Below are 26,006 nucleotides of genomic sequence, written 5' to 3' on the forward strand. Positions count from 1 at the left end.
GGCAAAGATGACATTTATACGTCTTCGGATTGTGTCGGATCAGCAGGTAAAATGCAACAATTGACCTCATCTATGCATACTTTACCCCATTTCATTGCCCATCGAACTAATTCCACCCGATTATCAGTCTTGGTCTTTTTGAGGATATTGCTAATATGATTATCTACCGTGCGCTTACTGATTTCGAGTTTTTCGGCAATATCCTGGTTGGCTAATCCCATGGCCACCAGTTCTACCACCTGAATTTCACGGTCGGAGAGGGATATGGATTTCATTGGTTCGCTAACAGTCATAGTGATTATGGATCTCTACTAAGGGAAAGCATATTGGCTTTAGTATATCTACTTAAACTATAACTTAGATTCTATCTTTGCTATTGTGATCTTGATTGATGATTAAGCTGAACCATTTTTGATGGTTTGCCCAGCAACAGAAAAATCTTCATCAGTCCGATCGCTAGAACTAGCTTATGATCCCCGCTAGAGGAAAAATCCTCCTGGTGATAATAACCGGGAATAGTAGTACACTGAGGGTTCTAGGCTTACGGCAAAATTTTCTATGAATACAGCTCAGGTTCTGTGCTTAGGTGAACTTTTATTCGATTGTCTGGCTGACAAAGCTGGACTGCCCTACGATCAAGTTAAGTCCTGGACTCCATATCCAGGCGGCGCTCCTGCTAATGTAGCGTGTAGGTTAGTCAAGTTGGGTACGCCATCAGCGTTTATTGGGAGTGTTGGATCGGATGAGGCGGGAGATAGCTTGGTGAATTTTCTCCAAGAACAGCAGGTTGATATCCAAGGCATTCAACGACATGCTAGTGCCCCCACCCGACAGGTTTATGTAATTCATTCCTATAATGGCGATCGCTATTTTGCGGGCTTTGGAGAGACAGATACAACCGCCTTCGCGGATGCCTATCTTGATTCTGCCCTGCTCCCTATAGATTTATTTAGAGACGCTCAATATCTAGTCCTGGGAACCCTAGAGCTGGCTTATCCCCAAACCCAGGAAGCGATCCATAAAGCGTTAGAGATTGCTAATCAATATCACCTGAAACTGGTCGTCGATGTGAATTGGCGACCACTTTTTTGGCCCGATCCCGAGCAAGCCAAACCCTTAATTTATGATTTATTAGCTCAAGTAGACTTTGTAAAAGTTAGCGATCGAGAAGCCGAGTTTTTATTGGATATGACCGATCCATTGGCTATCCGAGACCGATTTCCTGATTTAGAGGGTGTGGTGGTTACCGGAGGAGAAAAACCGATCCATTATGCGATCGGAGAAGGAGAAGGAAGTGTACCCGCTTTTGCCGTATCGGTAAAGGATACAATAGGAGCAGGAGATGGATTTGTAGCAGGTTTGATTCATCAACTCAATCGATACCAGATTTCCAGCTTGCAAGATCCCCAGAAGGTCAAGGAAATTGTTACCTATGCAGCAGCCGTTGGCGCTCTAACCACTGTTGAACCTGGAGCGATAGCGCCTGAGCCGACGGCTAAACAGGTACAAACTTTTCTCCAAGAACAGGGGATTACCACGGACTATTTATCTTGAGATTCTTCTGTGCGAATTCTAATCCCTGACTTGAGATATTCGCCGATCGCCTCTCCCAGTTTTTCTTCTGGGGTTTTCTTCTTCTGCGGTTTCTCAACTAAGGTTTCTTGTGTCCAGAAAAAGACAATAATAGCAAAAAGGGCGATCGGCCAGAACATGGAACTACCTCCTCTTGAGTAGAAAAAATCCCATCCGAGGAGGATGGGATTTCAGAGCATTAACAAGGGTCTCTATAGGGAGCTCAGAAAAAAGACGGCCATTTTATGCAAAATTGGGGAAATCGTTACAAAACTTATAGGAAAGGGCAATAGGGAACCTTCCCGTGCCTCCGTCTTCCCCCATGCTCCCCACTACTGGACTGTTTCACCTAAAATGGTGCATTAGATTTGGTTTGTAGTGAGGGATTTATCCCTCTCCAGCTAGGCTTTTAAGCACTCTTCGTGCTTACACCAAACAAAGCCCTATTTTGTTGCAATTCAGGCAAGAGGCGGTATTCTGAATGAGAAGAGCAAGATTGGGAGATCTAACAATGAATCGCTTCCTGTGGATGAGTACCATCAGCATTTCTTTACTCTGGACAGTGGGCTGTAGTGGGCCCAAGGTATCCCAAGAGGATGCTGTAATCGAGTCAGAAGTTGCTATTACTCCTCCTCCTTCTCCCCAGGTTACGCCCAAACAGAAGAGCCAAATCTTAGCCCAAATTCCCCAATTAACCCCTTCAACCTCGGCTGAGGAACGGTTAGCACAACTCAAAGAAGGACAGCGGGACCCCTTCAGCCCCTTAGACACCCATCCTATTGTGACTCCGGGTCAGATTACGGTAACACAAGCCCCACCGACTCCAACCCCAGAAGTGACAGTCAAACCCAACCCAGCCCCCTCCCCGGTTCAACCCTTACCCGTTATTCCTTTACCGGCTCCAAACCCAATTCCATCCCCCCAATTGCCGACGGTACAACCCAATCCCAGCGTCCAAGCAATTCCCCAAACGATTGAAGTCGCTCAAGTGCAGCCTATCCCAACTCCGAGTCCTGTAACACCATCGGGAGCAGAAGCTGTAAAAGTAACAGGAGTGGCAGAGCTGCCGGATGGAATGCGGGCAATTCTTAAGGCTCCTGATGAACCGACCTCTCGCTATGTGGTGGCTGGAGAATCCTTATCGAATGGCACAATACGAGTGAAACGAATTGAAATTGCATCTAGTGGTAATCCCATTGTGGTCTTAGAAGAAAATGGTAAGGAATTTATCAAAACTATCAGCGATCGCCCGTAATTACCCAGACTCAAACTCCATAAATATCTAGAATTACCCATTACTGATATCAAATCTTTAGAAGATTGTCACGACAAAAACTGACCCCCTAGTTAACCAGAAAAAGCCAAAAAATTTTAATTGCCATGCTCAATACCCATGACACCTACACCTGTCCTCTGTGTCGCCATGGAAGGATTTCTGCACTGACGTTGATGGATGCCTTTGCCTGTAACTTTTGCCGTCATATCTTTAGTGCAAATCTGCAACAGCAAACCCTTCAGTTGGCAGATGGCGATCGCCCCTTTTCCTGGTACTGGACGGGTCAAAATTGGATTAACGTTGCAATGATGCGATCGGGCGATCAATCCCAAATTCTCTGGCTGTTAAGTGTTCCCCTAATCCTCTTACCTCCCATTCTAATTGGATTAGGCTCTTATATCTTCCCCCCCGATCCCGAAAGTAGCGGCGCATGGTTTCCCTTGTTTTGGACTGGGCTAACCTTCTTTACCCATCTATTCCTGGTGGCTTGGCTCATGTTTGAATATTATCAATGGCCATTTTTTCAAGCTGTAATTATCCGTTTCCAACAGCGTCTAAATACCAGGTAGGGTGGGCAGAATCGGGTTATATACGTTGAATTCTATCGCTTATTCTCCTGCCCACCTACGATAATTTCCCACCTGAACTACAAAAATTTTTAATTGAAATGTATACTCGTTTTCTCTCTGCTGCTCTTCTGAGTCTCGCCCCTAGCCTAGCTCTTAGCCTTCCCAGTCTTGCCAACCCAGTAATTGACCGCATTGCCTCAGAAATTACGGTTCGCATCGAAGGCCCCCAGGGAGGAAGCGGTGTAATTTTCGCTACTGAAAATCAGGTTTATTATGTGGTCACCAATGCCCATGTGGTGGATCAACCGGAAGACTATACCATTATTACTCCCGATGGCGATCGCTATCAGGTAGGGCCGTCCCATCGGTTGCGAATGCCTGGAGAAGATATTGCCGTGCTGGCCTTCTATAGTGAAATGACCTATCGCACCGCAGACATCGGTAACCCGCAAGCAGTAGAAGTAGGAACTCTAGCTTATGTAGCCGGTTGGCCACGGTCTGGGGGATCGGTTCGTCAACGGATTTTTGTGAATACCGAAGGGGAATTTGTGCAATTGCTACAAGGGGTGGATCAAACACAATTACCATTAAATTATACCAATGTGGTGCGGGTGGGCATGAGTGGCGGCCCGGTTTTAAATCAACGAGGGGAAGTGATTGGTATTAACCGGTTGGTTCAATTAGTCGAAGATACGGATCAAGTAGTGGCCACAGGGATTAAACTGGATAAAGTTTTAACCTGGTGGGAGAGCGCGGAAAAACCGACTCCGACAGCATCTGATTCTAGGGCAGTGCTGAGTGAAACCCCAGCTCCAGCGACTGAAGCTATTGTTGCAGGAGGATATCAGTTAAGCCAAACGCTACAACGGGAGGGGGGATTTTTAGGTGCAGTAGCGATCGCCTCGTTAGGGGATGCACTCCTGGTCAGTGGCCATAGTGATGGGGCGATCATTCTCTGGAATTTAACCACTGGAGAGCTAATTAACACCTTAACAGGTCATCAAAAAGCCATCAATGCTTTGGCGATCGCCCCTGATGGTAAAACCCTCATCAGTGGCAGTGAAGACCGCACCATTAAGCTCTGGGATCTCCAATCTGGAGAGCTACAAAAAAACCTAACCGGTCATCGAGATGCCGTTTCTGCTTTAGCCATAACGCCCGATGGTCAAACCCTTGTTTCTGGAGGATGGGATCAACAGATTCTCATTTGGAATTTGAACACCTATGAAACCATAGAAACCCTTCCCGGTCATCAAGGATTAATTAGTTCCTTAGCCATTTCTCCCAATGGCAAATGGTTGATTAGTGGCTCCCAAGATACCACCATTCGTGTATGGGAGTTGCCCACATTCAAGTTAGTCAATATTCTTGAAAACCATCGTTTATCTGTTCTCGCTCTAGCCATTAGTGCCAATAGTCAAACCCTCGCTAGTGCAGGGGGAGAAGGAGACATCAGTATCTGGAATTTAGCCACAGGGGAATTACAACGAACCCTCAAAGGTCATACCGATGGTGTTTGGTCTTTAGCGCTCAAAGAAGATAACCAAACCCTCATTAGTGGCAGTTGGGATAAGACAATTCGGTTTTGGAATGTACAGACCGGTCAGTTACAATCCACCGTAAAGAAACATTCAGATTATGTCATTTCTCTCGGTCTGAGTGCCAACGATCAAAGACTCATTTCTGGAGGTTTAAATAATGAGATATTGATTTGGCAACGCCAGCCAAATTAATTACCGCGCTTCACGTGGTAATGGGTAATTGCTACAAGTCATGATATCTTAATTGGACAGTCAGTGAGTTAGTTAAATCTGATGTTTGATTTTTGGCTAAAAACCAGTGGAACCTGGATGAATGTAGCAACCGTATTGGTGGGAACTGGGTTAGGGTTACTGCTGAAAAATCAATTGCCCCAACGCATTCAATCCACGATTACTCAAGGTATGGGATTGATTACCCTGTATCTGGGGATGAGTATGGCTGGAAGTTTAACTCAAGCGCAAGCGGGACAGGTTGATGGGGTTGTGCTAGCGGTGCTTAGTTTAACTTCGGGTGGCTTATTGGGAGAATGGTGGCAACTTGAAGAGCGACTCAATGCCATTGGTTCCCAACTCAAGATTTGGTTTCGCGGAGGGGGACGGTTTACAGAAGGGTTTGTTACAGCTAGTTTACTCTTTTGTGTCGGTCCTTTAGCGTTGATTGGATCGATTAATAATGGACTCACGGGTGACGATAGCTTGCTGGCGCTCAAAGCAACGATGGATGGGTTAATCTCGATTGCGCTCACCGGAAGTTATGGGATTGGAGTAGGGTTTTCCATCATCACCATCCTCATCTTTCAAGGGGGCATTTCCTTACTAGCGGGTAGCCTGACTCAAATCTTACCTGACCCAAGCAACGACCCGCGAATTTTCCTGGTGACTGGAGTCGGCGGAATTATCATGTTAGGCTTAGGCTTGAATTTGCTCAATATTGGTAAACTGCGAATTGCATCATTTTTGCCTGCACTGGCGTTAGCACCGTTAATTTATGCGATCGCGCAAGCAATGCAGAGCCTTATCGCGTCTTAGTTTACCCCCTAATCTAGCCAATACTATCCTTTCAAAGCATTCTATGCAAAGGAGTTATTCATGAAAATTAGCACAACCACGGGATTAGTTGGGTTTTTATTAACCCTATCCACATTAAGTGCTTTACCGGCTCAGAGTACAGGAAATTTATCCTCATCTTCCAGCACGTCCCCTAACCTGGAAAAGCGCTTAAATCGATTAACGGATACTTTACGAAATCGGGAACAACAGTTAGAAACAAACTCGTTATCTTCTGCTCTCGACTATCCTCAAGATCTTGCCCAGTTTCGCAATAGTTTCCGCAATGGGGGCAATTTCCGCAATACTGGCCGATGGCGTAACGGGTGGCGTGACGGTGGTGGTTTTGTTAACTTCCGTAAGCGATAGACCTCTCGAATAAGTAAGTATAAAATGAATAGTAATACAGTAATCTTGTATTCTTATACCTATTCCCTGACTTCTGCAAGAAGTCTAATCTTTACCCAGAGGAGAGTATGAAAGTCACAACAACCACTGGATTAGTCGGGTTTTTGTTAGCGTTATCCACGTTAAGTGCTTCACCAGCCAATGCTACCGGTAATTTAGCTGAATTCTCTAGCGCTAACGTTGATCTCGAACAGCGATTAAACCGATTAACCGAAACTTTACAAAATAGAGAACACCAACTGGATTTAGAAAGCAATCCCCTGTCATCTGAGACACAACGGAGCCAAGATCTGGCACAATTTCGTAATGTTTTCCGCAATGGTGGATGGCGCAATGGGGGCAGTTTCCGTAATGGTGGATGGCGCAATGGGGGTAGTTTCCGTAATGGTGGATGGCGTAACGGGGGTAGTTTCCGCAATGGCGGATGGCGCAATGGATGGCGTGATGGCGGCGGTTTTGTTAATTTCCGTAAGCGGTAATCTGTTCAAGGGGTGCATTACTGATGCACCCTACAGCTATATGTGATGGAGAAGATGGGGATATTTATGTGATGGAGAAGATGGGGATATTTAGATGACAGAACGAGCAGAATGGGAGAAGCAGCGAATTGTAGATCATTAATCTGATGGGAGAGAAAAGATGGAGCCTCTTGCTTTAATTATGGCAGCGTTAGTGGCTAGTACAGCGAAGGCGGCGGTGATGTTGCACCCGATACTTATCAAGGGCTGAAGGCGTTGATTAAGCGCAAGTTTGCTGGGGCACTAAAGGCGGAAATAGTGTTAGAAGAACATGAGCGCGATCCGGAAATTTACGAAGCACCTTTAAAGAAAAAGTTACTCGAAGCAGGAGCAGATTGGGATCGGGAAATTCTAGCGACTGCTCAGAAATTGCTGGATGAAATGGAGTCGAAAGAGTCAACCCCTGGCAGTTTCCATACTATAGCAGAGAAAGGGAGAGTTAGGACATTTTTTATTGCGATTCGTGCCTATTGCCTATTGCCTCAAACCATAACCTCAGTGTCCTAATCAACTCTTTCACTGCTATACCTTTCAAGGAGAGGTTAAAGGGGGGCAAGTTGGACACCCAGTATAGTTGCCCCTTTCCCAAACGGGGTTTAATCCCTGGGCAATTGCACATAACCCCAACGGCCTCCTGTCATCACGGAGCGCTGAGGATAATTCGCGGGACGATTTGTACCCGCCACCTCCGTTGTCCACCGTCCTCCAAGATTCACAAACGCTAAACCATCACCAACGCCAGCAATGTTGACAAATTCTAGGGGAAGAATAAAATTAGCTTGGCGATCTTGTAGAGCGGCGCGATCGCCAATTCGCACAAGTGCTAACCCATTGGCAAACGGTTCTATCGGCTGAACTTGGGCAAATTCTGGCACATGATATCCCCCTTCAATCATCCAGGTTCCTTGGGGATTAATATAGCCTCAAGTGCTTTCTCCCTGAACGCCTGCAAGACCTTCAGAAAACCGTTGAGCCTGCTGAAATTGGGGTGCAATGACCATTGTTCCAGAAAGGTCAATATATCCCCAAAGTCCATTCATTTTAACGGCCGCCAGCCCTTCAGAAAAGGCTTGTACTTCCTCATAAACCGGTTCGATGACAATTTTGCCATTTTTGTCGATAAAGCCGTAACGAGGCTTTCCTGGATCGATTTTCTGGACAATCCAGGCTCTTCCCTCCGAGAAGGAAGAGACTTCATCCGGTTGGGGATCGATGACATAAGCTCCAGTGCGATTGACAAAACCATACCCCCCGCGCTCTCGCAGTTTAACTAACGCTAACCCATCGGAAAATTGCTCAATCAAGTGGTCAATTTCAAACATCAATTCCCCTTCCCGGTTATAAATGGCGGTGCAGGGATAGCTGCGACCCAGACGGACTAAACCCTCGGAAAATTCCGGAATATAGCCATTTTGTTCCAGCATAACTTGACCCTCTGGAGTAATGACTTGCCAGAGACTGCCGATTCTGACTCTCGCAAGACCCTGTTGAAAAATACTGGCATAATCATATTGAGCGGGGATAATAATTTCGCCTTCGGGGTTCATATAACCCATTTTGAAATTGGGGCCGAGAAACACAGCTAACCCTTCAGAAAATTGACTGATTCCACCCAGTTCTGGGGGCAGGTCAAAAGGGTCTTCACCAACAGCGAGATAGGCTTGAGGCAGGGTGCGAGAAATGTTGAGAACTTGGCAAAAAGAAGCCGCTATTTCTCCTCTAGTCGCGGGTACAGTGGGGCGCAGTTGTCGCACTTGGGGATAGTTTAAAATGAGTCTACCAATCGTAGCATTGGCGATCGCCCCTTTTGCATAGTTAGGAATTTGTTCGACATCATCAAACACCTCATTCAGAAAGGCTTCCGTCTCTTCTGGTGCAGTAAAGTCGCTGGCACTTTGCAGGACAACAAAGGCCTCGGTGCGGGTAATGGGTTGGTTGGGGCGAAATGTGCGATCGGGATATCCGCTAAAAAATTGGAGTTCATAGGAGCGTTTAATGGACTGATATGCCCAATGGGATGACGGCACATCCTTAAACGTAATCCCTTCCCGCTCAGAGAAAGAATGGGTGCGAAAGGCATTGATCATCATCGTGGCGAACTCTGCCCTCGTGATCGAGGCGTTCGGGCGAAATGTGCCATCGGGATACCCCACCCATCCCCGTCCAGAGGAAAGCCGTTGAATGCACTCAGAAGCCCAGTAATTTTGGGTATCGGGAAACGCAGATACGGGCGATCCAGAAATGAGATAACCCAAAGTGGCGATCGTCCAAGATGCTCTGAGTAGCAATGCTCTGCGTCAGGAAACGACTCTCAAGCGCAGTCTTCGACAGAAGCAGAAACGGGCAGCCATGAATCATGATTATATGTTCTCTATCCTCAGTTCCTTTTGTCAAGGGTGATTGAGATGCTCTTACCCTGGATCCTGTTCGCTTAAATGCAAACGATAAAAACCCGGCCATTGAAACCCTTGCTCTCGTGCTTCCTTCCACACTCGTTCAAAACGCTCTGGATTAAAACTCCAGTCAGAAAATGGAATCCCTTTATGAATGAAAGATCGGGCTATCCAAAGGTCGATTAATTTGTCATAGGCATCAGGATCTAATCCCCATGGACGTTCATCCGGCCAGACTAAAGAATCTCTCATAATATCATAGTCAGGTTTAAGTGTTGGATCGTAAACCAGAGCTTCAATTAACTCTAAGTTTTACCACAACCTCTGAGGCAATGAATGCGCCAAAAAGAGGTATGGTAGGGCTGTCGGATATAAGTTTTCAAGGCTTTATGACAGAACAGACGCAACTGTACGAAGGGAAAGCGAAAATAGTCTATACCACTGATTATGCAGATATCCTTCTGACTTACTTTAAGGATGATGCGACGGCGTTTAATGCCCAAAAACGAGGCACGATCGCGGGTAAGGGACAGATTAATTGTGCCATTTCCCGTCATTTATTCCAAATGCTTGAAGCGCAGGGTATTCCCACCCACTATATTGACTGTCCTTCGGAGCGGGAAATGCGGGTGAAAGCAGTCACCATCGTGCCGATTGAGGTCATTGTGCGTAATCGGGCTGCGGGGAGTCTGTGCAAACAAACCGGTTTGGCTTTGGGAACCGAAATCGATCCGCCTATAGTAGAATACTGCTACAAGAAGGATAGTTTGGGCGATCCTCTGCTGACCCGCGATCGCCTCCTGCTGTTGCAACTCGCTACACCCGAAGAACTCGACCAAATTCGGCAAATGTCCCTGGACATCAATCGCCACCTGAGTGCCTTTTTCCGGGAGTGCGGCATTATCTTAGTTGATTTTAAGCTGGAATTCGGGCGCGATCGCCAAAATAACCTCATCCTAGCCGACGAAATTAGCCCAGACACCTGTCGGTTATGGAAACAGGACGAAAGTGACCCGCAAGCGCGTATCCTAGATAAAGACCGCTTTAGACAAGATTTAGGCAATGTTGAATCAGCCTATGAGCAAGTACTAGAGAGAGTTTTAGGCCAGGCAAAATGAAAATACTGCTTAAGAAGTGTTAAGTTAAGGGGTTGATTGGGTTTTTTGGCTGGAGTCGTAGGATTTTCCCAATCCCGATACCTAACTCAACAGCCCAATCAACTCTTCAATGTGGTGTGTGGAAGTTTACGGAACGTGAAAACAATGCGCTTGTCTCCTGTCTGGTTAACTCTGTTAACAAGTTCGGCAACACTCGGTTTTGTCGATGCTGTCCAAGGCCAAATTTTAGACTCTACTGCGGAAACGGTAGCCCCCTCTCCTGATATACAGAATCAGGAGATCGATCAGCAGTTAGTGCAAATAATGGCACAATCAGTAAAAGAGTCTATCCCCCTTATCCATCAGTCTTTAGGGGTTGTTTCTTCTAAATCTTTACCAGAAAAATTGGCTTTTACGCCCTTTTCTGAGGTAGAGGAAAATGCAGTAACTGAGGACAAGACGTTAGCCTTTACCTCGCTTCCTGAACCACAACAGCTATCGGAAAATTCAGAGAAGTTGGCTTTTACCCCATTTTCTGAGGTAGAGGAAAATGCAGTAACTGAGGACAAGAGGTTAACCTTTACTGCACTCGCTCAACCGAAACCGTTAGCGGAAAATTCGGAACAACTCGCGTTTGCCGGATTTTCTGAGATGCAGGAAAATGCGATAACTCAGGAGCAAACGTTAGCTGTTACCTCGCTCCTCCAACCGCAACCATTAGCGGAAAATTCAGAGAAGCTTGCTTTTACCCCATTTTCTGAGGTAGAGGAAAATACGGTAACTGAGGACAAGACATTAGCCTTTACCTCGCTTCCCCAACCACAACAGCTAGCGGAAAATTCAGAAAAGCTTGCTTTTACCCCATTTTCTGAGGTAGAGGAAAATGCGATAACTGAGGACAAGACGTTAGCCTTTACCTCGCTTCCCCAACCACAACAGCTATCGGAAAATTCAGAGAAGCTTGCTTTTACCCCATTTTCTGAAGTGCAGGAAAATGGGATAACTGAGGACAAGAGGTTAACCTTTACTGCACTTGCTCAACCGCAACCGTTAGCGAAAAATTCGGAACAATTCGCGTTTACCCCATTTTCCGAGATGCAGGAAAATGCGATAACTCAGGAGAAAACGTTAGCCTTTACCTCGCTCACCCAACCGCAACAGCTAAGGGAAAATTCAGAGAAGTTTGCTTTTACTCCTTTCTTAGGAATAAAAGAAGTAGAAACGGCTCCGGCAACCCCAGTTTTCCTAAACGCTCAACTGAGTCAAAACGATTCATCGCCATCAGAACCCAGAGTATTAGTAGCAGAAATTGTTGTGAGTGGAGTCGATGGAGACTTAAGAAATCGGGTATTTGATGTCATTAGTACCCAAGCCGGGCGGACGACAACTCGGACTCGACTGCAAGAAGATATTGATGCAATTTTCGCCACGGGATTCTTTTCTAATGTGCGAGCAACGCCAGAAGATACCCCATTAGGTGTGCGTGTCACATTTGAGGTAACACCTAACCCAGTTTTACGACAAGTTAATATTAATGCCAATCCAGGAACAGATATTCCTTCTGTTGTTCCCCAAGAAGTGATTGATGAAATTTTTGGCGATCAATATGGCAACATTCTTAATCTACGTCGCTTTCAAGTGAGTATTCAAGATTTGAATACCTGGTATCAAGAGAATGGGTATATTTTGGCTCAGGTGGTGGATGCGCCAGATGTGAGTGATGAGGGTACGGTTACCCTGGTGATTCCCGAAGGGGTGATTGAAGGTATTGATATTGTTTATCTGAATCGAGATGGACAGGATACGGAAGAAGATGGAACTCCTGTTAAGGGCAGAACGCGGGAGTTTATTGTTACTCGACAGCTCAGTTTACAACCGGGAGATATTTTTAATCGCGATACAGTTCAAGCCGATCTACAGCGAGTGTTTGGCTTGGGAATTTTCCAGGATGTAAATGTGACGTTAAATCCAGGAACTGACCCCACAAAGGTGGTAGTGGTGCTGAATGTGCAGGAACAAAATACGGGTTCGATCGCCGCTGGAGGTGGTATTAGTTCTGCCAGTGGCTTATTCGGTTCGTTAAGTTATCAAGAAACGAACTTCGGCGGCAATAACCAGACCCTGCGTACAGAAGTGCAGCTTGGTACTCGTGATTTTCTCTTTGATGTCAGCTTCAGCGATCCGTGGATTGGTGGAGATTCTAGACGCACATCTTATACCATGAATGGATTTAGGCGGCGTTCGATTTCCCTGGTTTACGATGGCGATAAAAACCCCATTCGCTTACAAAATGGCGATCGCCCCCGCGTGCTGCGTACGGGTGCAGGGATTCGCTTTTCCCGTCCCTTGGGAGAAAATCCCTTAAAACCCGATTGGTTAGCCTCCCTAGGTATACAATACCAGCGTGTTTCGATCCGCAATGCCAATAACACACTGACGGCTAGAGACAGAGATGGGCAACGTCTAGCCTTCCATAATACCGGTATTGACGATCTATTCACGATCCAGTTCGGCATCGTTAGCGATCGCCGCAACAACCCAGCTCAACCCACCACTGGCTCAGTTACCCGCTTTAGTATCGAGCAGTCCATCCCCGTCACAAGTGTCATCATGAGTCGTCTGCGGGGAAGTTACACTTTCTTTGTCCCGGTCAAATTTACGAATTTCACCGAAGGCCCCCAAGCCCTCGCATTTCAAATTGAAGGCGGTGCAACCTTTGGAGACCTCCCCCCCTATGAAGCCTTCATTCTGGGCGGTCTAGAGTCTGTCAGAGGCTTTGCAGAAGGGGCTTTGGGCAGTGGTCGATACTTCCTCGAAGGCACTGTAGAATATCGCTTCCCTGTAAGCCGACTGTTGGGAGGCGTATTATTTGTGGATGGAGCCACGAACCTCGGATCGGGTAATGCGGTGATTGGTAATCCCTCTGGACGGCGTAGATTGCCCGGTTCAGGAGCATCCGCAGGGATTGGTGTACGGGTGAATACCCCCCTAGGGCCCATCCGTATTGATTATGGATTTAATACCAATGGCGGGAGTCGAGTCCACTTTGGGATCGGAGAGAAATTTTAATCATGGCGATCGCAACTTCCCTAAACCAACCCTTTACCCAATCGGGTGTCGGTTTGCATAGCGGACTGGAAACCCAAGTCAACGTACTGCCCGCAGCACCCGGAAGCGGACGCTATTTTGTGCGCGTCGATCTGCGAGATCAACCCACAATTCCCGCCAGTATCGAAGCCGTCAAATCCACCGTACTATCTACGGAACTAGCGATTGAGGAGACCAGCGTACGAACGGTAGAACACCTGCTCGCCTCCCTCCTCGCCCTCGGAATCACAGATGCCAGAATCGAGATCAATGGCCCTGAAGTGCCCCTACTCGACGGTTCAGCCGCGCCTTGGGTCGAGGCCATTAGCGGTCATCAACCGGCCCTTCCCGTCCAATTTCCAGTATCAGAAGTAACCTTAACTGAACCCATTTGGATCGCCGACAAAGATGCCTTTGTTGCCGCCATTCCTGCGCCCCAACTGCGCTTTACCTATGGCATTGAATTCGACTTAGCGGCGATCGGTCAACAATGGCACAGTTGGCAACCCGATCGCGAATCCTTTAGCACCACCGTTGCTCCCGCTCGCACCTTTGGACTGGCTCACCAAATTGAAACCTTACGGGCGCAGGGGTTAATCAAAGGTGGTAGTCTGGATAATGCCCTCGTTTGCGGCCCTGAAGGTTGGCTCAATCCTCCCTTACGATTTGCCAATGAACCTGCCCGCCATAAACTCTTAGACCTGGTGGGAGACCTGAGTTTATTGGGAGTTCCTCCTGTGGCTCACTATCTGGCATTTAAGGCCAGCCATCACCTTCATGTGCAACTGGCGAGGAAAATTGCCCAACTGATCTAATCCCTGTTGTTTATCGTCTAACCCATGTCCACAGAAACCGAGACTAGCCCAGAAACCCCTGCTCTTGATCCAACCAACATCGTTTTCAGTGTCGAAGAGATTCAGAAAATTATTCCCCATCGTTATCCCTTTGCTCTGGTAGACCGGATTATTGCCTATGAGCCAGGCAAATCAGCAGTAGGACTAAAAAACATCACGTTCAATGAACCCCAGTTTCAAGGGCATTTTCCGGGTCGTCCCATTATGCCAGGTGTACTAATGGTTGAAGCCATGGCTCAAGTGGGAGGCATTGTAGTCGTGCAAATGGACAACTTTCCCAGCGGATTATTTGCCTTTGCAGGTATCGATAAGGTTAAATTTCGCCGGCCTGTAGTGCCTGGAGATCAGTTAATTATTACCGCAGAAATTACCAAAGCTATGCCAAAACGCGGTTTTGTGATGATGAAAGGGACAATAGAAGTTAATGGTCAAGAAGTCAATGGTAAACCAATTGTAGAAGGAGAGCTGAAGTTTGCAATTTTGAGTGAAGAGTAAGTAACGATTTGGTGTTAGCAAGATAAGAGAAATCAGAATGGGGGAGATATGACCACCCTAATTCATCCAACGGCAGTGATTCATAGTGGTGCAACGGTTCATCCAACGGTGAGCGTTGGCCCCTATGCCGTGATTGGGGAAAATGTGACCATAGGGGCAAATACGACCATTGGCTCCCATGTGGTGCTGGAAGGATGGACGGAAATTGGCGAGAGAAATGAGATTTTTCCCGGAGCGGCAATTGGTTTGGCTCCCCAGGATCTTAAGTATGATGGGGGCCAAACTTGGGTCAGAATCGGTAATGATAATTGTATTCGTGAATATGTGACCATTAATCGCGCAACCGCGCCGGATGAAGCAACAGTAATTGGCGATCGCAATTTACTAATGGCTTATGTCCATGTGGCCCATAATTGCCTGCTCGAAAATGAGGTGATTGTAGCCAACTGTACCGCGTTTGCTGGTCATGTGCATGTGGAATCAAAGGCTAGAATTAGCGGTTTGTTAGGAGTTCACCAATTTGTGCATATTGGCCAGATGGCGATGGTTGGTGGAATGAGTCGCATTGAGCGAGATGTTCCCCCGTATATGACTGTAGAAGGAAATCCGGCCCGGGTGCGATCGCTCAATGCGATCGGTTTAAAACGCTCTGGATTAACTCAAGAAAACTTTCGCATCCTCAAAGAAGCCTATCGAATGCTCTATCGGTCCGATCTGACCTTTCAACAAGCCCTAGAGCAATTAAATACGCTACCGAAAACCGAGCAATTAACCCACCTACACCAGTTCCTGCACCTATCTGTCACAGAAAAAGGCCGCCGAGGCCCCATTCCAGGGAATAGGGACTAGGTTGGAGTAGATGGGTGCATGAGCATTAGACGGTACTCCATAACAGACGAAACTGCATAATCGTTAAACTTTTTAACGATTATGCGGCAGGTTATCCGGATCTAAACCCATAGCAATCAGGCGATCTCTCAATTCCTGCAATGCTGTTTGTGCTTGTTCTTTCTCCTGTCGTTCTCTTTCCATTTCCTCTGCTTCTGTAGGAATTAAATTCCCCGACTCATCATAAAAACGTAGCCATAACCGCTCTATTTCCTTATGACTTCCTTGCCACAATCTCAAGCCCAACCCTAACTCTTCTAACCACAATTCCTTATTCTTTATCTCTAGCTCTTCATACCCATTTTCGTCTAATTGAAAGGCTCGAAAATCCTTCTGTTCACCGTCGTAAACGATATAATAGGGCACTCCTAGCCATTTTTCGTACACTTCCCATTTGGTCGGCGGTTTGTTCCTATCTTTACGAGTTGTTTCTCCCAAATCTTCTTCTTGGGTACTCGCTGACAACAGCTCCACAATAATCAACGGATGTACTTCTTCTTGCCAGACTACATAACTACTGCGTAATTCTCTCCCTTGATACAATCGAGATACTCCTACTACTCCAAACCAGTCCGGACGTTGATATCTTTTGGTATTCTCTACATCGTAGTAGATATTCAAATCCATGGCTGAAAAGACCTGTTCTGGCGAATAAGTGGCAGGTTGAAATGTTTGCTCTAACAGTTGAGCCTGTATGGGATGATATTGGTCTGGCAAACCTGATTCTCCTACTTCTTCACTGGGTAACTCGTACATGGTGGGTAGGTCTTCTCTTTTGGCAGTTCGAGAGATTTTTGTTGGCTTTTGGCTTAGGTTAACCATTTGACGAGATCGAGTGCTTTTGTTCTATACTATCGCTTTAAGAAGCTTATTTATGGACTATTCAAGGAAAGGGTAGAATCCTGTTGTCCCCATTCCCTATTCCCTATTTCCTATTCCCCATTCCCCATTCCCCATTCCCATGACCACTATTTTTATCAGTACCGGTGAAGTCTCAGGAGATTTGCAAGGCGCTCTGTTGGTGGAAGCGTTGCACCGTTATGGTTCTCAACACGGTTTGGATCTGGAGATTTTGGCTTTAGGGGGAGAGCGCATGGCTAAGGCTGGAGCAAAATTGTTGGGTCAAACGACAGGAATTGGTTCCGTGGGACTTTTGGAGGCATTGCCTTTTGTGATTCCCACATTGAAGATTCAGGAGCAAGTGAAGCGCTATTTGCGCCAAAATCCTCCAGATGTAATTATTTTGATTGACTATATGGGGCCCAATTTGGGTATTGGCAGCTATTTGCACCGTCATTTACCCCAAGTGCCGATTGTGTACTATATTGCTCCCCAGGTCTGGGTTTGGTCTCAAAATAAACGCGATACCCAAAGAGTAGCTGAAATTACGGATTTGTTGTTGGCGATTTTCCCAGAAGAAGCACGATATTTTCAGGAACATAAGGTTAATGTCAATTGGGTTGGACATCCTTTAATTGACCGGATGCAAACATTTCCCAACCGCGATCGCGCACGCACTACATTAGGCATCCGAGAAGATGAAATGGCGATCGCCTTAATACCAGCCTCGCGCCGTCAAGAGGTCACCTATTTAATGCCGGTGATGTTTGCAGCGGCACAACAGATTCAGCAAAAACTACCAGACGTTCAATTTTGGATTCCCTTATCTCTGGCAGAGTTTCGAGAACCGATAGAAAGGGCGATCGCCGATTTTGGACTGCGAGCAACCCTCGTTGAGGAGGAAGCTCCCGCCGTTTTAGCCGGTGCAGACTTAGCTATTTGTAAATCGGGTACCGTCAATTTAGAGTTAGCTCTACTCGATGTCCCCCAAGTGGTCATGTATTGCTTAAGTCCCCTCACTGCTTGGATTGCTCGCCATATTCTCAAGCTCTCTTTACCCTATGTCTCCCCCGCCAATTTAGTGGAGATGAAACCCATTGTCCCAGAATTTCTTCAAGAGGCAGCCACTCCCGAAGCCATTAGTCAAACCGCTTTAGATTTATTATTGAATCCCCAGATTCGCCAAGAAACCCTAAAAGGCTATGCCCAAATGCGCCAAGCTTTAGGAGAACCGGAAGTGTGCGATCGCGCTGCTCAAGCCATTTTTGATTTTTGGCGATCGGGGAATAGGTCATAGGCAATAGGCAATAGGAGATCTCCTATGCTTATCAAGTAGATTCTAGGGTAGACCAGACCTCCAGCTTAGTCTTGACTTTGCGAATCACCTCATCCGTAAACTCAGATGTAGTCATTTGTCCGCCCAGATCCGGGGTGGCTTTCCCTTCATAAATGGCTTCAAAGACCGACTCATAAATCGAGCGTGAGGCGCGATCTCCCGCTGGAGTTTTCACATAGGTCAATAGGGCAGCACCGGCTAAAATCATAGCCATGGGATTGGCAATATTTTTACCATAGAGAGCAGGAGCTGTGCCATGGGGCGCTTCTGCCATCACCGTTTTGACCTGCAAGGTATCGGCATCAAAACCCATGACTAAACTCTCCGAACCGGCAATACTGCCATACATTTGCAATACCATATCGGAGAGTAAGTCCCCATCCCGATTGAGAGCGGGGATAACCAACGCCTCGCCGCTATTTTGTAGTAAGAGCGCAAATGTAGCATCAATCAGCAGGGGTTGGTACGCGACATCCGGATAGCGCTGGGCTGCCTCATCGAGTTCTTCCTTAAACATGCCTTCATAGGTGGCACTGACTGTAAATTTTGGCCCGCCAAAAACTTTAGCCCCCGTCCGCTTGGCATGGGAAAATGTAAACTCGGCTACCGTTCGGCAAATGGAACGACTAATCTTGGAAGTGCGCCAAGCAATTTCATCCCCGGTTTCCGTGGTTTCCCGCCATTCCTTCGCACCATAGGCATCATCTACGGCCATGCGGACGATGGTAATGGGGGAATAAACGCCACCTACCGGTCGAATCTGGGGAATGCGTCGCCCAGTTCGTAAAATAACCGAGGCTCCCAAGGCTTCTCGCAAGATAGCATTGGGGCTACCCACATCACCTGGCGTTTCTGGGGTAATGGTGGCAGCTTTCAAAGCCAGTCCCGTCTTACAGGCAACAGTGGCAGCATCCCAAACCACCTGATTGTTACTGGCTCGACGGTTGTCCAAACTCAAGTCATAATCGATGAATTCCAGGGGTTGGCCAATTACCCCAGGTTGCAAGACCCGTAAAGCCTCAGCTAGAAGTTCCTCTCCGGTCTGATCGCCATGCATGACAACGATCGCAGGTGTGGGTTGTTGAGTCGGCATAACAATGTAGTCAATCCTTGAACGGGTTTGCTTTGGTTATTGTCGTCGATGGCGATCGCAGACACTGTAAACACAATTACCAATACCAATATAGATGTGCGTTCAATATCATTTTTTCCCTTGAAGAGAGGATAAGTCAAAGATGGCAGGAAATCGATCGGATCGCAGTAGAATACGGCTAGGATAAATGTAGTAAACCTCCTTATCAGCTTGTAAGGGTGAAAAGACGATTGAGTTTGCCAGAGGAGCAACAATAATACAAATAATGCAATCTTAAAGTTTGCATCAGACCCATCCCACTACAACTCTAGAGAGGAGCCGAGTAACTGCTAAGGAAACAGCAAAATGTTACAGTGGTTGTTAGCCAATACTCCATTAAGAATTATCCTGATTGTTCCTTTTGTTGTACAAATTACAGCAGCAGTTAGTCTAACGGCCTGGCTTTCAATTCGGAATGGACAAAAGGCGGTTGATAATGTTGCTGACGATCTTTGGCACGAGATTGCGGCTCGAACGGTAGAACATATTACTGAATATACCCAGATTCCTCAGGGGGTTATTGCCGATACCCTGGCCCATCAACAGTTGAACCTAACCGATCTAACCGACATAGACCTATTAACTCGGTATCTCTGGCACCAGATGCAGCATCATGAAGGTTTATTTATCACTGCCGTTGGCTATGAAACTGGGGAAACTGTGGGGGTTGGAGTGACAAAAGAGGGGCAAGTGGTCATCCAAGCCATTGACCCTGGCCAAACCCAACTCCATACCTATGCCGTTTCTGGACAAGGCGATCGCGGAGAACGAATAAGCGTCGATAACTTTGACCTCAAGAGTCGTCCCTGGTATCGGAATGCGGTGATGGCTGGACAGTTGACCTGGACAGACATTTACCCAAACCACGATCCGCCCTTCAATATTCTCAGTGCGGTGAGTCCCTTATATGATACACAAACCAAGCAACTGATTGGAGTCACCAACGCCACACTTTCACTCTGGCAAATCAGTAACTTCTTAGAACAGCTCGAGATCGGGCGATCGGGTCAAATTTTTATCATGGAGCGTACAGGCGATTTGGTCGCCTCCTCTACGGGTGAGCCGCTTTCTCAACTCGACCTAACAGTTGAGCGCAAAACGTGGAAGCGATTGAATGCTCTGGAGAGCAGCAATATACAAGTTCGACAAACGGCAGAACATCTCATTGAGCAATTTGGCAGTCTCCGTCAGATTCAACAAGTCGAACGCACTGAATTCATCGCCAATGGAACACGGGAAATTGTGAAGATTACCCCCTTTTCTGACGATTTGGGGTTGGACTGGTTGATTGTCATTGTTGTACCCGAATCTGACTTTATGGCGCAGATTCATGCCAACACCCGTAATACCCTTTCGCTGTGTCTAGGGGCACTAGCCCTAGCGACTGCCTCTAGCATTCTCACAGCTCGCTGGATTACAGAACCGTTGCTGCGGCTCAACCAGGTGGCAAAGGATATTACCCAGAAGTCCTTAAGGTCCACATCGTTCCCAGAAGAAATGGCTACTAGCCGTACCCGTGAAGTGAGTGAGCTAAGTCACTCCTTCAAACAGATGACCCAACAACTCCAGGAGTCCTTTACTGTGTTACAGGAGAGCGAGGCTAACTTCAAAAATCTGGCTGCTAACGTGCCGGGAGCAATATTTCACTACATTTTGTATCCCGATGGCACGGATAAGGTTCTCTATATGAGTGCAGGTTGTTATCAGCTTTGGGAAATTGAAGCCCATATAGTTGAGGCCAACACCAGCATTCTCTGGGAGATGATTGACCCAGAAGATTTGCCTGAGATGCAAGCTTCGATCAGAAAATCTGCCCACACCCTGGACAGGTGGAATTGGGAATGGCGCATTACCACCCCATCGGGTCGCTGCAAATGGCTACAGGGAATCGGTCAACCGACCCAGAATCCAGATGGTTCGGTACGTTGGCATACACTGATTCTGGATGTGAGCGATCGCAAAGCGGCTGAAATCCAACTTCAGGATTTAACCAATCGATTAGAGTTGGCGACTCGATCGGCAAAGATCGGGATTTGGGATTGGGATGTGGTCAATAATCGCCTCCTTTGGGATGAACGTATGTATGAACTCTACGGCATCCCCTCTGGAGACTTCTGTCAAATCTATGAAGCGTGGGAAACGGCACTGCATCCAGACGATTTGGAGACCTCTCGAGCTGCCCTACAACAAGCACTCAATGGGGAGAAAGATTTTAATTGTGAATTCCGAATCCGATGGCCGGATGGCACAGTTCGCCACATTGAAGCCCATGCCATTGTCCAGCGAGATGCTGAAGAGCAACCCCTACGAATGATTGGGGTGAATTTCGATATCAGCGATCGCAAACAGGCAGAAGAACAGTTAATTTACAGTGCCCTTCATGATACACTCACTGATTTACCCAATCGGGCACTGCTCACCAGTCGATTGGAGTTGGCGATTCAAAGAGCGCAGCGATCGCCCACCTATCATTTTGCCGTGCTGTTCCTCGACTTGGATCAATTCAAGGTGATTAATGACAGCTTGGGGCATCTGGTTGGAGATCAGTTGTTATTGATCGTCGCCCAAAAGCTGCAAAGCACCATTAGACTCACGGATGTAGCCGCTCGTTTGGGAGGAGATGAATTCGTCCTTCTACTCGAACAAATTCCCGACATCTCAACCGTTATTCATATTGCTGAACGCCTATTAGCCGAGTTTAATCGCCCCACTCCCATCGACGGTCATAACATCTTTGTGACGACTAGCATTGGTATTGTTTGGGGCACGAAGGATTACACCCAAGCATCCGATCTGCTACGGGATGCTGATATCGCTCTCTATCGAGCCAAAGCTAAAGGTCGCAATCGATACGAAATTTTTGACGCTGAGATGCATGTCCAGGCGGTGAAACGTATGACCCTGGAGCATGACCTACGAATGGCGATCGACCAGCGAGAATTGATCCCTTACTACCAGCCCATCGTCGATCTCAATACACGACGGCTCATTGGGTTTGAATGCCTCATCCGCTGGCAGCACCCCATGCGAGGTTTTATTTCTCCTACCGACTTCATTGCCATTGCCGAAGAAACTGGGCTAATCAGCACCATTAGCCAGTGGATATTGCAGTCAGCCTGTGAGCAAGTGGTGACCTGGCAGCACCAATTCCCAGACCTGGAGGATCTCAGAATCAGTATTAATCTGTCGGGACAAGACTTAAGGCAACCCACTTTGGTAGAAATGATTCGCCAAACACTCACGAATACTCAGTTACCAGCGACCTCATTAACGTTAGAAATTACGGAGAGCCTCTTGGTTGAAAATATCGAAACTACGATCAACCGGCTGGGACAATTAAGAAACTTAGGAATTCGCATCAGTATTGATGATTTTGGTACTGGGTATTCGTCCCTGAGCTATCTTTACAACTTACCTGCCGACTATCTCAAAATTGACCAATCTTTTGTCGGGAAAATGCAGCCCGGGGATAAGAACTACAAGATTGTGCAAGCGGTGGTGAGTATGAGCGATCAGTTACAGTTAGGGGCGATCGCCGAAGGTATCGAAATGGAAGAACAGTTAGGGTGGCTCAAAGCACTCGGCTGCGAATTGGGCCAGGGGTACTTCTTCTCACGACCCCTAACCCCAGTCGCCGCGACCGATCTTTTAGCCACCGGACGCACATTGTAAAGTAAAAGCGGGTTTTCCCTATTGCCTGTTGCCCGTTGCCTATTGCCTCCCCTCTTCCATGTGTGGATATCCCTACCTCGAAACCTGAGCTAAAACCTGATATATGTGGAAGAGGTTAGCACTCTCTTAGTTAGAGTGCTAAATTGGCTGATGATATCACGTAAACCTAACCCTAAAGGTGTATGGCTAAAATCGTCTCATTTAAGGAAGAATCGCGCAAAGCCTTAGAAAAAGGTGTAAACGCCCTAGCGGATGCCGTCCGCATTACTCTTGGCCCTAAAGGTCGGAATGTGCTGTTAGAAAAGCAATTTGGTGCGCCCCAAATCATCAATGATGGGATCACCGTTGCTAAAGAAATTGAACTCGAAGATCCCCTAGAAAATACCGGAGCGCAACTGATCCGGGAAGTGGCTTCCAAAACCAAAGACACGGCGGGAGACGGAACTACCACTGCCACCGTTTTAGCTCAAGCCATGGTGAAGGAAGGGTTAAAAAATGTGGCTGCTGGTGCAAACCCCGTAGCGCTACGTCGGGGAATTGAAAAAACCATTGCCCACTTAGTCACAGAAATTCAAGCCATTGCCAAACCTGTAGAAGGAGAGGCGATCGCCCAAGTCGCCACCGTTTCTTCTGGCAATGACGAAGAAGTCGGGCAAATGATTGCCAAAGCGATGGAAGCGGTAACCAAAGATGGTGTCATCACCGTTGAAGAATCCAAATCCTTGCTCACCGAGCTAGAAGTGGTTGAAGGGATGGAAATCGATCGCGGTTATCTCTCTCCCTATTTCATCACCAACAGCGACCAAATGACGGTGGAATATGAGAATGCAAAACTCCTACTCACCGACAAAAAAATCAGTTCCATTCAAGACTTGGTTCCCGTTTTAGAAAAAATGGCCAGAGCCAGTCAACCCCTACTCATTATTGCCGAAGACATTGAAGGCGAAGCCCTAGCTACCCTAGTGGTGAATAAAGCTAGAGGTGTGCTGAATGCTGCTGCCGTTAAAGCCCCTGGATTTGGCGATCGCCGCAAACAAATGCTGCAAGATATCGCTGTATTAACCGGTGGTCAAGTCATTTCCGAAGAAGTTGGCTTAAGCCTCGATACCGTCGAGCTAGACATGCTCGGAACTGCTCGCAAAATCAGCATCGACAAAGACAGCACCGTCATCGTTTCCGAAAACAATACCCAAGCCGATGTCGAAAAGCGGATCGCCCAAATTCGTCGCCAACTCGACGAAACCGACTCCGACTACGATAAAGAAAAACTCCAAGAGCGGATCGCCAAACTCGCTGGTGGTGTTGCTGTAATCAAAGTTGGTGCAGCCACCGAAACCGAACTCAAAGACCGCAAACTCCGCATCGAAGACGCACTCAACGCAACCAAAGCCGCCGTTGATGAAGGCATTGTTCCCGGAGGCGGAACCACCTTAATTCACCTCTCCAACAAAGTTGAAGAACTCAAAGGACAATTAACCGCCGAAGAACAAATTGGTGCAGAGATCGTCGCTCGTGCTCTAGCTGCTCCCCTACGTCAAATCGCTGATAATGCTGGCGTTGAAGGTTCAGTTATCGTTGCCCATGTACGGACAACCGAATTTAATGTGGGTTACAATGCCGCCACGGGTGAATATGTAGACATGATTGCCGCTGGTATTATTGACCCCGCTAAAGTTGTTCGCTCTTCCGTGCAAAATGCAGGGTCTATTGCTGGAATGGTTTTAACCACTGAAGCGTTAGTGGTCGAAAAACCTGAACCCAAAGCTGCTGCTCCCGATATGGGCGGCATGGGCGGCATGGGTGGCATGGGCGGCATGGGTGGCATGGGTGGCATGGGTATGATGTAATTACCCATGGAAGGTTTTCCCATCCATTTCACCTAACTTTTGGCAGCTTGCTCGTAAGAACAAGCTGCTTTCAGTATACAGCGCTTCATCCTAGGGAATAGGGAATTGGAGAAATTTATGCAAGTTCAAGTTCAACAAATTCGGGTTGCTCCTGGACAACAACTACTAATGACCGATATTAGTTGGTCAATGTACGAACAATTGCTAGAAGAATTGGGAGAAAAACGCAGTTCGCGAATTAATTACAGTCAGGGATTTTTAGAAATTATGGTTCCGTTACCCGAACATGAAGATAATAAAGTCATGATTTCTGATTTTATTAAAGTTCTTCTAGAAGAACTTGATTTAGAATTTAGGAGTTTGGGATCAACCACCTTCAAAAGCACCTCCATGCAACAAGGAGTAGAAGCAGATGATTGTTTCTACATCGAACATGAAGCCGATATTCGCGGAAAAAAGCGGATAGATGTAACCGTTGATCCGCCTCCAGATTTGGCCATTGAAATTGATATAACGTCCCGGACTCCCTTAAATAATTATGTCAATTTAGGGGTGCGTGAACTCTGGAGATTTAATGGGAAACGGTTAGAAATTAGTGTTTTGCAAGGGGGGAAATATGTTCAAGTTCAGCAGAGTTTTCATTTCCCCGATTTTGCGGTTGGGCAAGTGATTCCTGAATATCTGGAACGCAGTAAGATAGAGGGACGTAATCGAGTGATAAAAGAATTTCGTGCTTGGGTTAGAAAGCAGACAGTTTATAGGGAATAGGAATAGGGCATGGGAAATACTAGACACACTAGCACCAACCTCTCCCTATCTCCGCTTCCCAGAAGAGAAATAAAACCTTAGCTGAGATAACCCATTTCTACCAGTCTATTCCAAACTTTATCCACACTTTCAGATAACTCTTCGAGATCCGTGCGGCATTCAATTTCTGGGTTTTCTGGGGGTTCATAGGGGTCAGAAATACCGGTGAATTGTTTAATTTCCCCAGCTCTGGCGCGTTTGTACAATCCTTTCACATCCCGTTCTTCACAAATAGCTAAGGGAGCATTAACAAACACTTCCACGAAATCGCCAATTCTCTGACGCACTTCTTCTCGAATAGCTCGATAGGGAGAAATAGCAGAAACTAAAACAATCACCCCATTTCGGGTTAATAGATGGGAAACAAACCCAATACGGCGGATATTTTCATCTCGGTCTTCTTTGCTAAAGCCTAATCCTTTGGTGAGGTTTGTACGAACAATATCCCCATCTAGGACTTCTAATTTAACGTCAGCAGCGCGTAGTTTTTTTTCTAGGGCTTGGGTAATAGTGGTTTTACCAGCGCCACTGAGACCAGTAAACCAGATTGTAACACCACGGTGATTCATATGAGCAAAAAGTTTTAAGATTTAGATCTACTGTACTCTTTTCTGGTCAACTTGTGAA

General features: G+C 46.9%; 26 protein-coding genes. 18 read left to right on the forward strand and 8 right to left on the reverse strand.

Annotation, left to right across the window (positions count from 1 at the left end):
• Positions 1-14: 14 nt before the first annotated feature.
• Positions 15-293, reverse strand: coding sequence for a helix-turn-helix domain-containing protein (locus J7529_RS08005; protein ID WP_271940846.1), 279 nt, complete (start codon positions 291-293; stop codon positions 15-17).
• 265 nt (positions 294-558) lie between these two features.
• On the opposite strand from J7529_RS08005, the gene J7529_RS08010 reads away from it, so the two are divergent.
• Positions 559-1,554, forward strand: coding sequence for a carbohydrate kinase (locus J7529_RS08010; protein ID WP_318728556.1), 996 nt, complete (start codon positions 559-561; stop codon positions 1,552-1,554).
• Here the strand turns inward: J7529_RS08010 and J7529_RS08015 are convergent.
• The gene (locus tag J7529_RS08015; protein ID WP_318728557.1) at positions 1,542-1,712 is read right to left on the reverse strand and encodes a hypothetical protein; all 171 of its coding nucleotides are present in this window, start codon (positions 1,710-1,712) and stop codon (positions 1,542-1,544) included. The genes J7529_RS08010 and J7529_RS08015 overlap by 13 nt on opposite strands.
• 371 nt (positions 1,713-2,083) lie before the next feature.
• Here J7529_RS08015 and J7529_RS08020 point away from each other — a divergent pair, with 371 nt between their 5' ends.
• The 7 genes from J7529_RS08020 (at position 2,084) to J7529_RS08050 (ending at position 7,438) form a co-directional block, all read left to right on the forward strand.
• Complete coding sequence (locus tag J7529_RS08020; RefSeq protein WP_318728558.1) at positions 2,084-2,827, forward strand: hypothetical protein; 744 nt, start codon at positions 2,084-2,086, stop codon at positions 2,825-2,827.
• Positions 2,828-2,952: 125 nt separating this feature from the next.
• Positions 2,953-3,417, forward strand: coding sequence for a hypothetical protein (locus J7529_RS08025; RefSeq protein ID WP_318728559.1), 465 nt, complete (start codon positions 2,953-2,955; stop codon positions 3,415-3,417).
• Between the two features lie 98 nt (positions 3,418-3,515).
• Positions 3,516-5,150: a trypsin-like peptidase domain-containing protein gene (locus J7529_RS08030; protein ID WP_318728560.1), complete on the forward strand. Its 1,635-nt coding sequence runs from the start codon at positions 3,516-3,518 to the stop codon at positions 5,148-5,150.
• An 81-nt stretch (positions 5,151-5,231) separates the two neighbouring features.
• Positions 5,232-5,987, forward strand: coding sequence for a DUF554 domain-containing protein (locus J7529_RS08035; RefSeq protein ID WP_318728561.1), 756 nt, complete (start codon positions 5,232-5,234; stop codon positions 5,985-5,987).
• A gap of 60 nt (positions 5,988-6,047) precedes the next feature.
• A complete protein-coding gene (gene grrA / locus J7529_RS08040; protein WP_318728562.1) occupies positions 6,048-6,374 on the forward strand; it encodes a GrrA/OscA1 family cyclophane-containing rSAM-modified RiPP in 327 nt (108 codons plus the stop codon).
• A gap of 107 nt (positions 6,375-6,481) precedes the next feature.
• Entirely contained in the window at positions 6,482-6,892 is a 411-nt protein-coding gene (gene grrA / locus J7529_RS08045; protein ID WP_318728563.1) for a GrrA/OscA1 family cyclophane-containing rSAM-modified RiPP, read from the forward strand.
• A gap of 255 nt (positions 6,893-7,147) precedes the next feature.
• Positions 7,148-7,438, forward strand: a complete 291-nt coding sequence (locus tag J7529_RS08050) for a hypothetical protein (RefSeq protein WP_318728564.1) — start codon at positions 7,148-7,150, stop codon at positions 7,436-7,438.
• Positions 7,439-7,527: 89 nt separating this feature from the next.
• On the opposite strand, the gene J7529_RS08055 is transcribed toward J7529_RS08050, so the two are convergent.
• Complete coding sequence (locus J7529_RS08055; protein ID WP_413038838.1) at positions 7,528-7,827, reverse strand: WG repeat-containing protein; 300 nt, start codon at positions 7,825-7,827, stop codon at positions 7,528-7,530.
• A gap of 27 nt (positions 7,828-7,854) precedes the next feature.
• The gene (locus tag J7529_RS08060; RefSeq protein WP_318728565.1) at positions 7,855-9,186 is read right to left on the reverse strand and encodes a WG repeat-containing protein; all 1,332 of its coding nucleotides are present in this window, start codon (positions 9,184-9,186) and stop codon (positions 7,855-7,857) included.
• Position 9,187: 1 nt separating this feature from the next.
• Between J7529_RS08060 and J7529_RS08065 the strand changes: the two genes are divergently transcribed.
• A complete protein-coding gene (locus tag J7529_RS08065) occupies positions 9,188-9,331 on the forward strand; it encodes a hypothetical protein (protein ID WP_318728647.1) in 144 nt (47 codons plus the stop codon).
• Between the two features lie 11 nt (positions 9,332-9,342).
• Here J7529_RS08065 and J7529_RS08070 read toward each other — a convergent pair whose 3' ends face one another.
• Complete coding sequence (locus tag J7529_RS08070) at positions 9,343-9,576, reverse strand: hypothetical protein (protein ID WP_318728566.1); 234 nt, start codon at positions 9,574-9,576, stop codon at positions 9,343-9,345.
• A gap of 137 nt (positions 9,577-9,713) precedes the next feature.
• Between J7529_RS08070 and purC the strand changes: the two genes are divergently transcribed.
• From purC to lpxA, 5 genes are read left to right on the forward strand one after another with little or no spacing between them, the layout of a single operon-like run.
• The gene (gene purC, locus J7529_RS08075; protein ID WP_413038841.1) at positions 9,714-10,442 is read left to right on the forward strand and encodes a phosphoribosylaminoimidazolesuccinocarboxamide synthase; all 729 of its coding nucleotides are present in this window, start codon (positions 9,714-9,716) and stop codon (positions 10,440-10,442) included.
• A gap of 45 nt (positions 10,443-10,487) precedes the next feature.
• Positions 10,488-13,490: a BamA/TamA family outer membrane protein gene (locus J7529_RS08080; protein WP_318728568.1), complete on the forward strand. Its 3,003-nt coding sequence runs from the start codon at positions 10,488-10,490 to the stop codon at positions 13,488-13,490.
• A gap of 2 nt (positions 13,491-13,492) precedes the next feature.
• Positions 13,493-14,323 (forward strand): UDP-3-O-acyl-N-acetylglucosamine deacetylase, encoded by an 831-nt coding sequence (gene lpxC, locus J7529_RS08085; protein ID WP_318728569.1) that lies wholly within the window; start codon positions 13,493-13,495, stop codon positions 14,321-14,323.
• A 24-nt stretch (positions 14,324-14,347) separates the two neighbouring features.
• Entirely contained in the window at positions 14,348-14,857 is a 510-nt protein-coding gene (gene fabZ, locus J7529_RS08090) for a 3-hydroxyacyl-ACP dehydratase FabZ (RefSeq protein WP_271942112.1), read from the forward strand.
• Between the two features lie 48 nt (positions 14,858-14,905).
• Entirely contained in the window at positions 14,906-15,706 is an 801-nt protein-coding gene (lpxA, locus tag J7529_RS08095) for an acyl-ACP--UDP-N-acetylglucosamine O-acyltransferase (RefSeq protein ID WP_271942114.1), read from the forward strand.
• A gap of 72 nt (positions 15,707-15,778) precedes the next feature.
• Here lpxA and J7529_RS08100 read toward each other — a convergent pair whose 3' ends face one another.
• Complete coding sequence (locus J7529_RS08100; RefSeq protein ID WP_318728570.1) at positions 15,779-16,567, reverse strand: Uma2 family endonuclease; 789 nt, start codon at positions 16,565-16,567, stop codon at positions 15,779-15,781.
• A gap of 139 nt (positions 16,568-16,706) precedes the next feature.
• On the opposite strand from J7529_RS08100, the gene lpxB reads away from it, so the two are divergent.
• Positions 16,707-17,882: a lipid-A-disaccharide synthase gene (gene lpxB, locus J7529_RS08105; RefSeq protein ID WP_318728571.1), complete on the forward strand. Its 1,176-nt coding sequence runs from the start codon at positions 16,707-16,709 to the stop codon at positions 17,880-17,882.
• 31 nt (positions 17,883-17,913) lie between these two features.
• On the opposite strand, the gene J7529_RS08110 is transcribed toward lpxB, so the two are convergent.
• A complete protein-coding gene (locus J7529_RS08110; RefSeq protein WP_318728572.1) occupies positions 17,914-19,014 on the reverse strand; it encodes an isocitrate/isopropylmalate family dehydrogenase in 1,101 nt (366 codons plus the stop codon).
• Between the two features lie 345 nt (positions 19,015-19,359).
• Between J7529_RS08110 and J7529_RS08115 the strand changes: the two genes are divergently transcribed.
• The 3 genes from J7529_RS08115 (at position 19,360) to J7529_RS08125 (ending at position 25,340) form a co-directional block, all read left to right on the forward strand.
• Complete coding sequence (locus J7529_RS08115) at positions 19,360-22,725, forward strand: EAL domain-containing protein (protein ID WP_318728573.1); 3,366 nt, start codon at positions 19,360-19,362, stop codon at positions 22,723-22,725.
• Between the two features lie 182 nt (positions 22,726-22,907).
• A complete protein-coding gene (gene groL / locus J7529_RS08120) occupies positions 22,908-24,572 on the forward strand; it encodes a chaperonin GroEL (protein ID WP_271942133.1) in 1,665 nt (554 codons plus the stop codon).
• 117 nt (positions 24,573-24,689) lie between these two features.
• On the forward strand, positions 24,690-25,340 hold the full coding sequence (locus J7529_RS08125; RefSeq protein ID WP_271942136.1) for a Uma2 family endonuclease: 651 nt from the start codon (positions 24,690-24,692) through the stop codon (positions 25,338-25,340).
• Between the two features lie 77 nt (positions 25,341-25,417).
• Here the strand turns inward: J7529_RS08125 and cysC are convergent, their stop codons facing one another.
• Complete coding sequence (gene cysC, locus J7529_RS08130; RefSeq protein ID WP_271942138.1) at positions 25,418-25,948, reverse strand: adenylyl-sulfate kinase; 531 nt, start codon at positions 25,946-25,948, stop codon at positions 25,418-25,420.
• Positions 25,949-26,006: the final 58 nt, after the last annotated feature.

The organism is Roseofilum sp. Guam, from assembly GCF_017746735.1.
Classification (GTDB): Bacteria; Cyanobacteriota; Cyanobacteriia; order Cyanobacteriales; family Desertifilaceae; genus Roseofilum; species Roseofilum reptotaenium.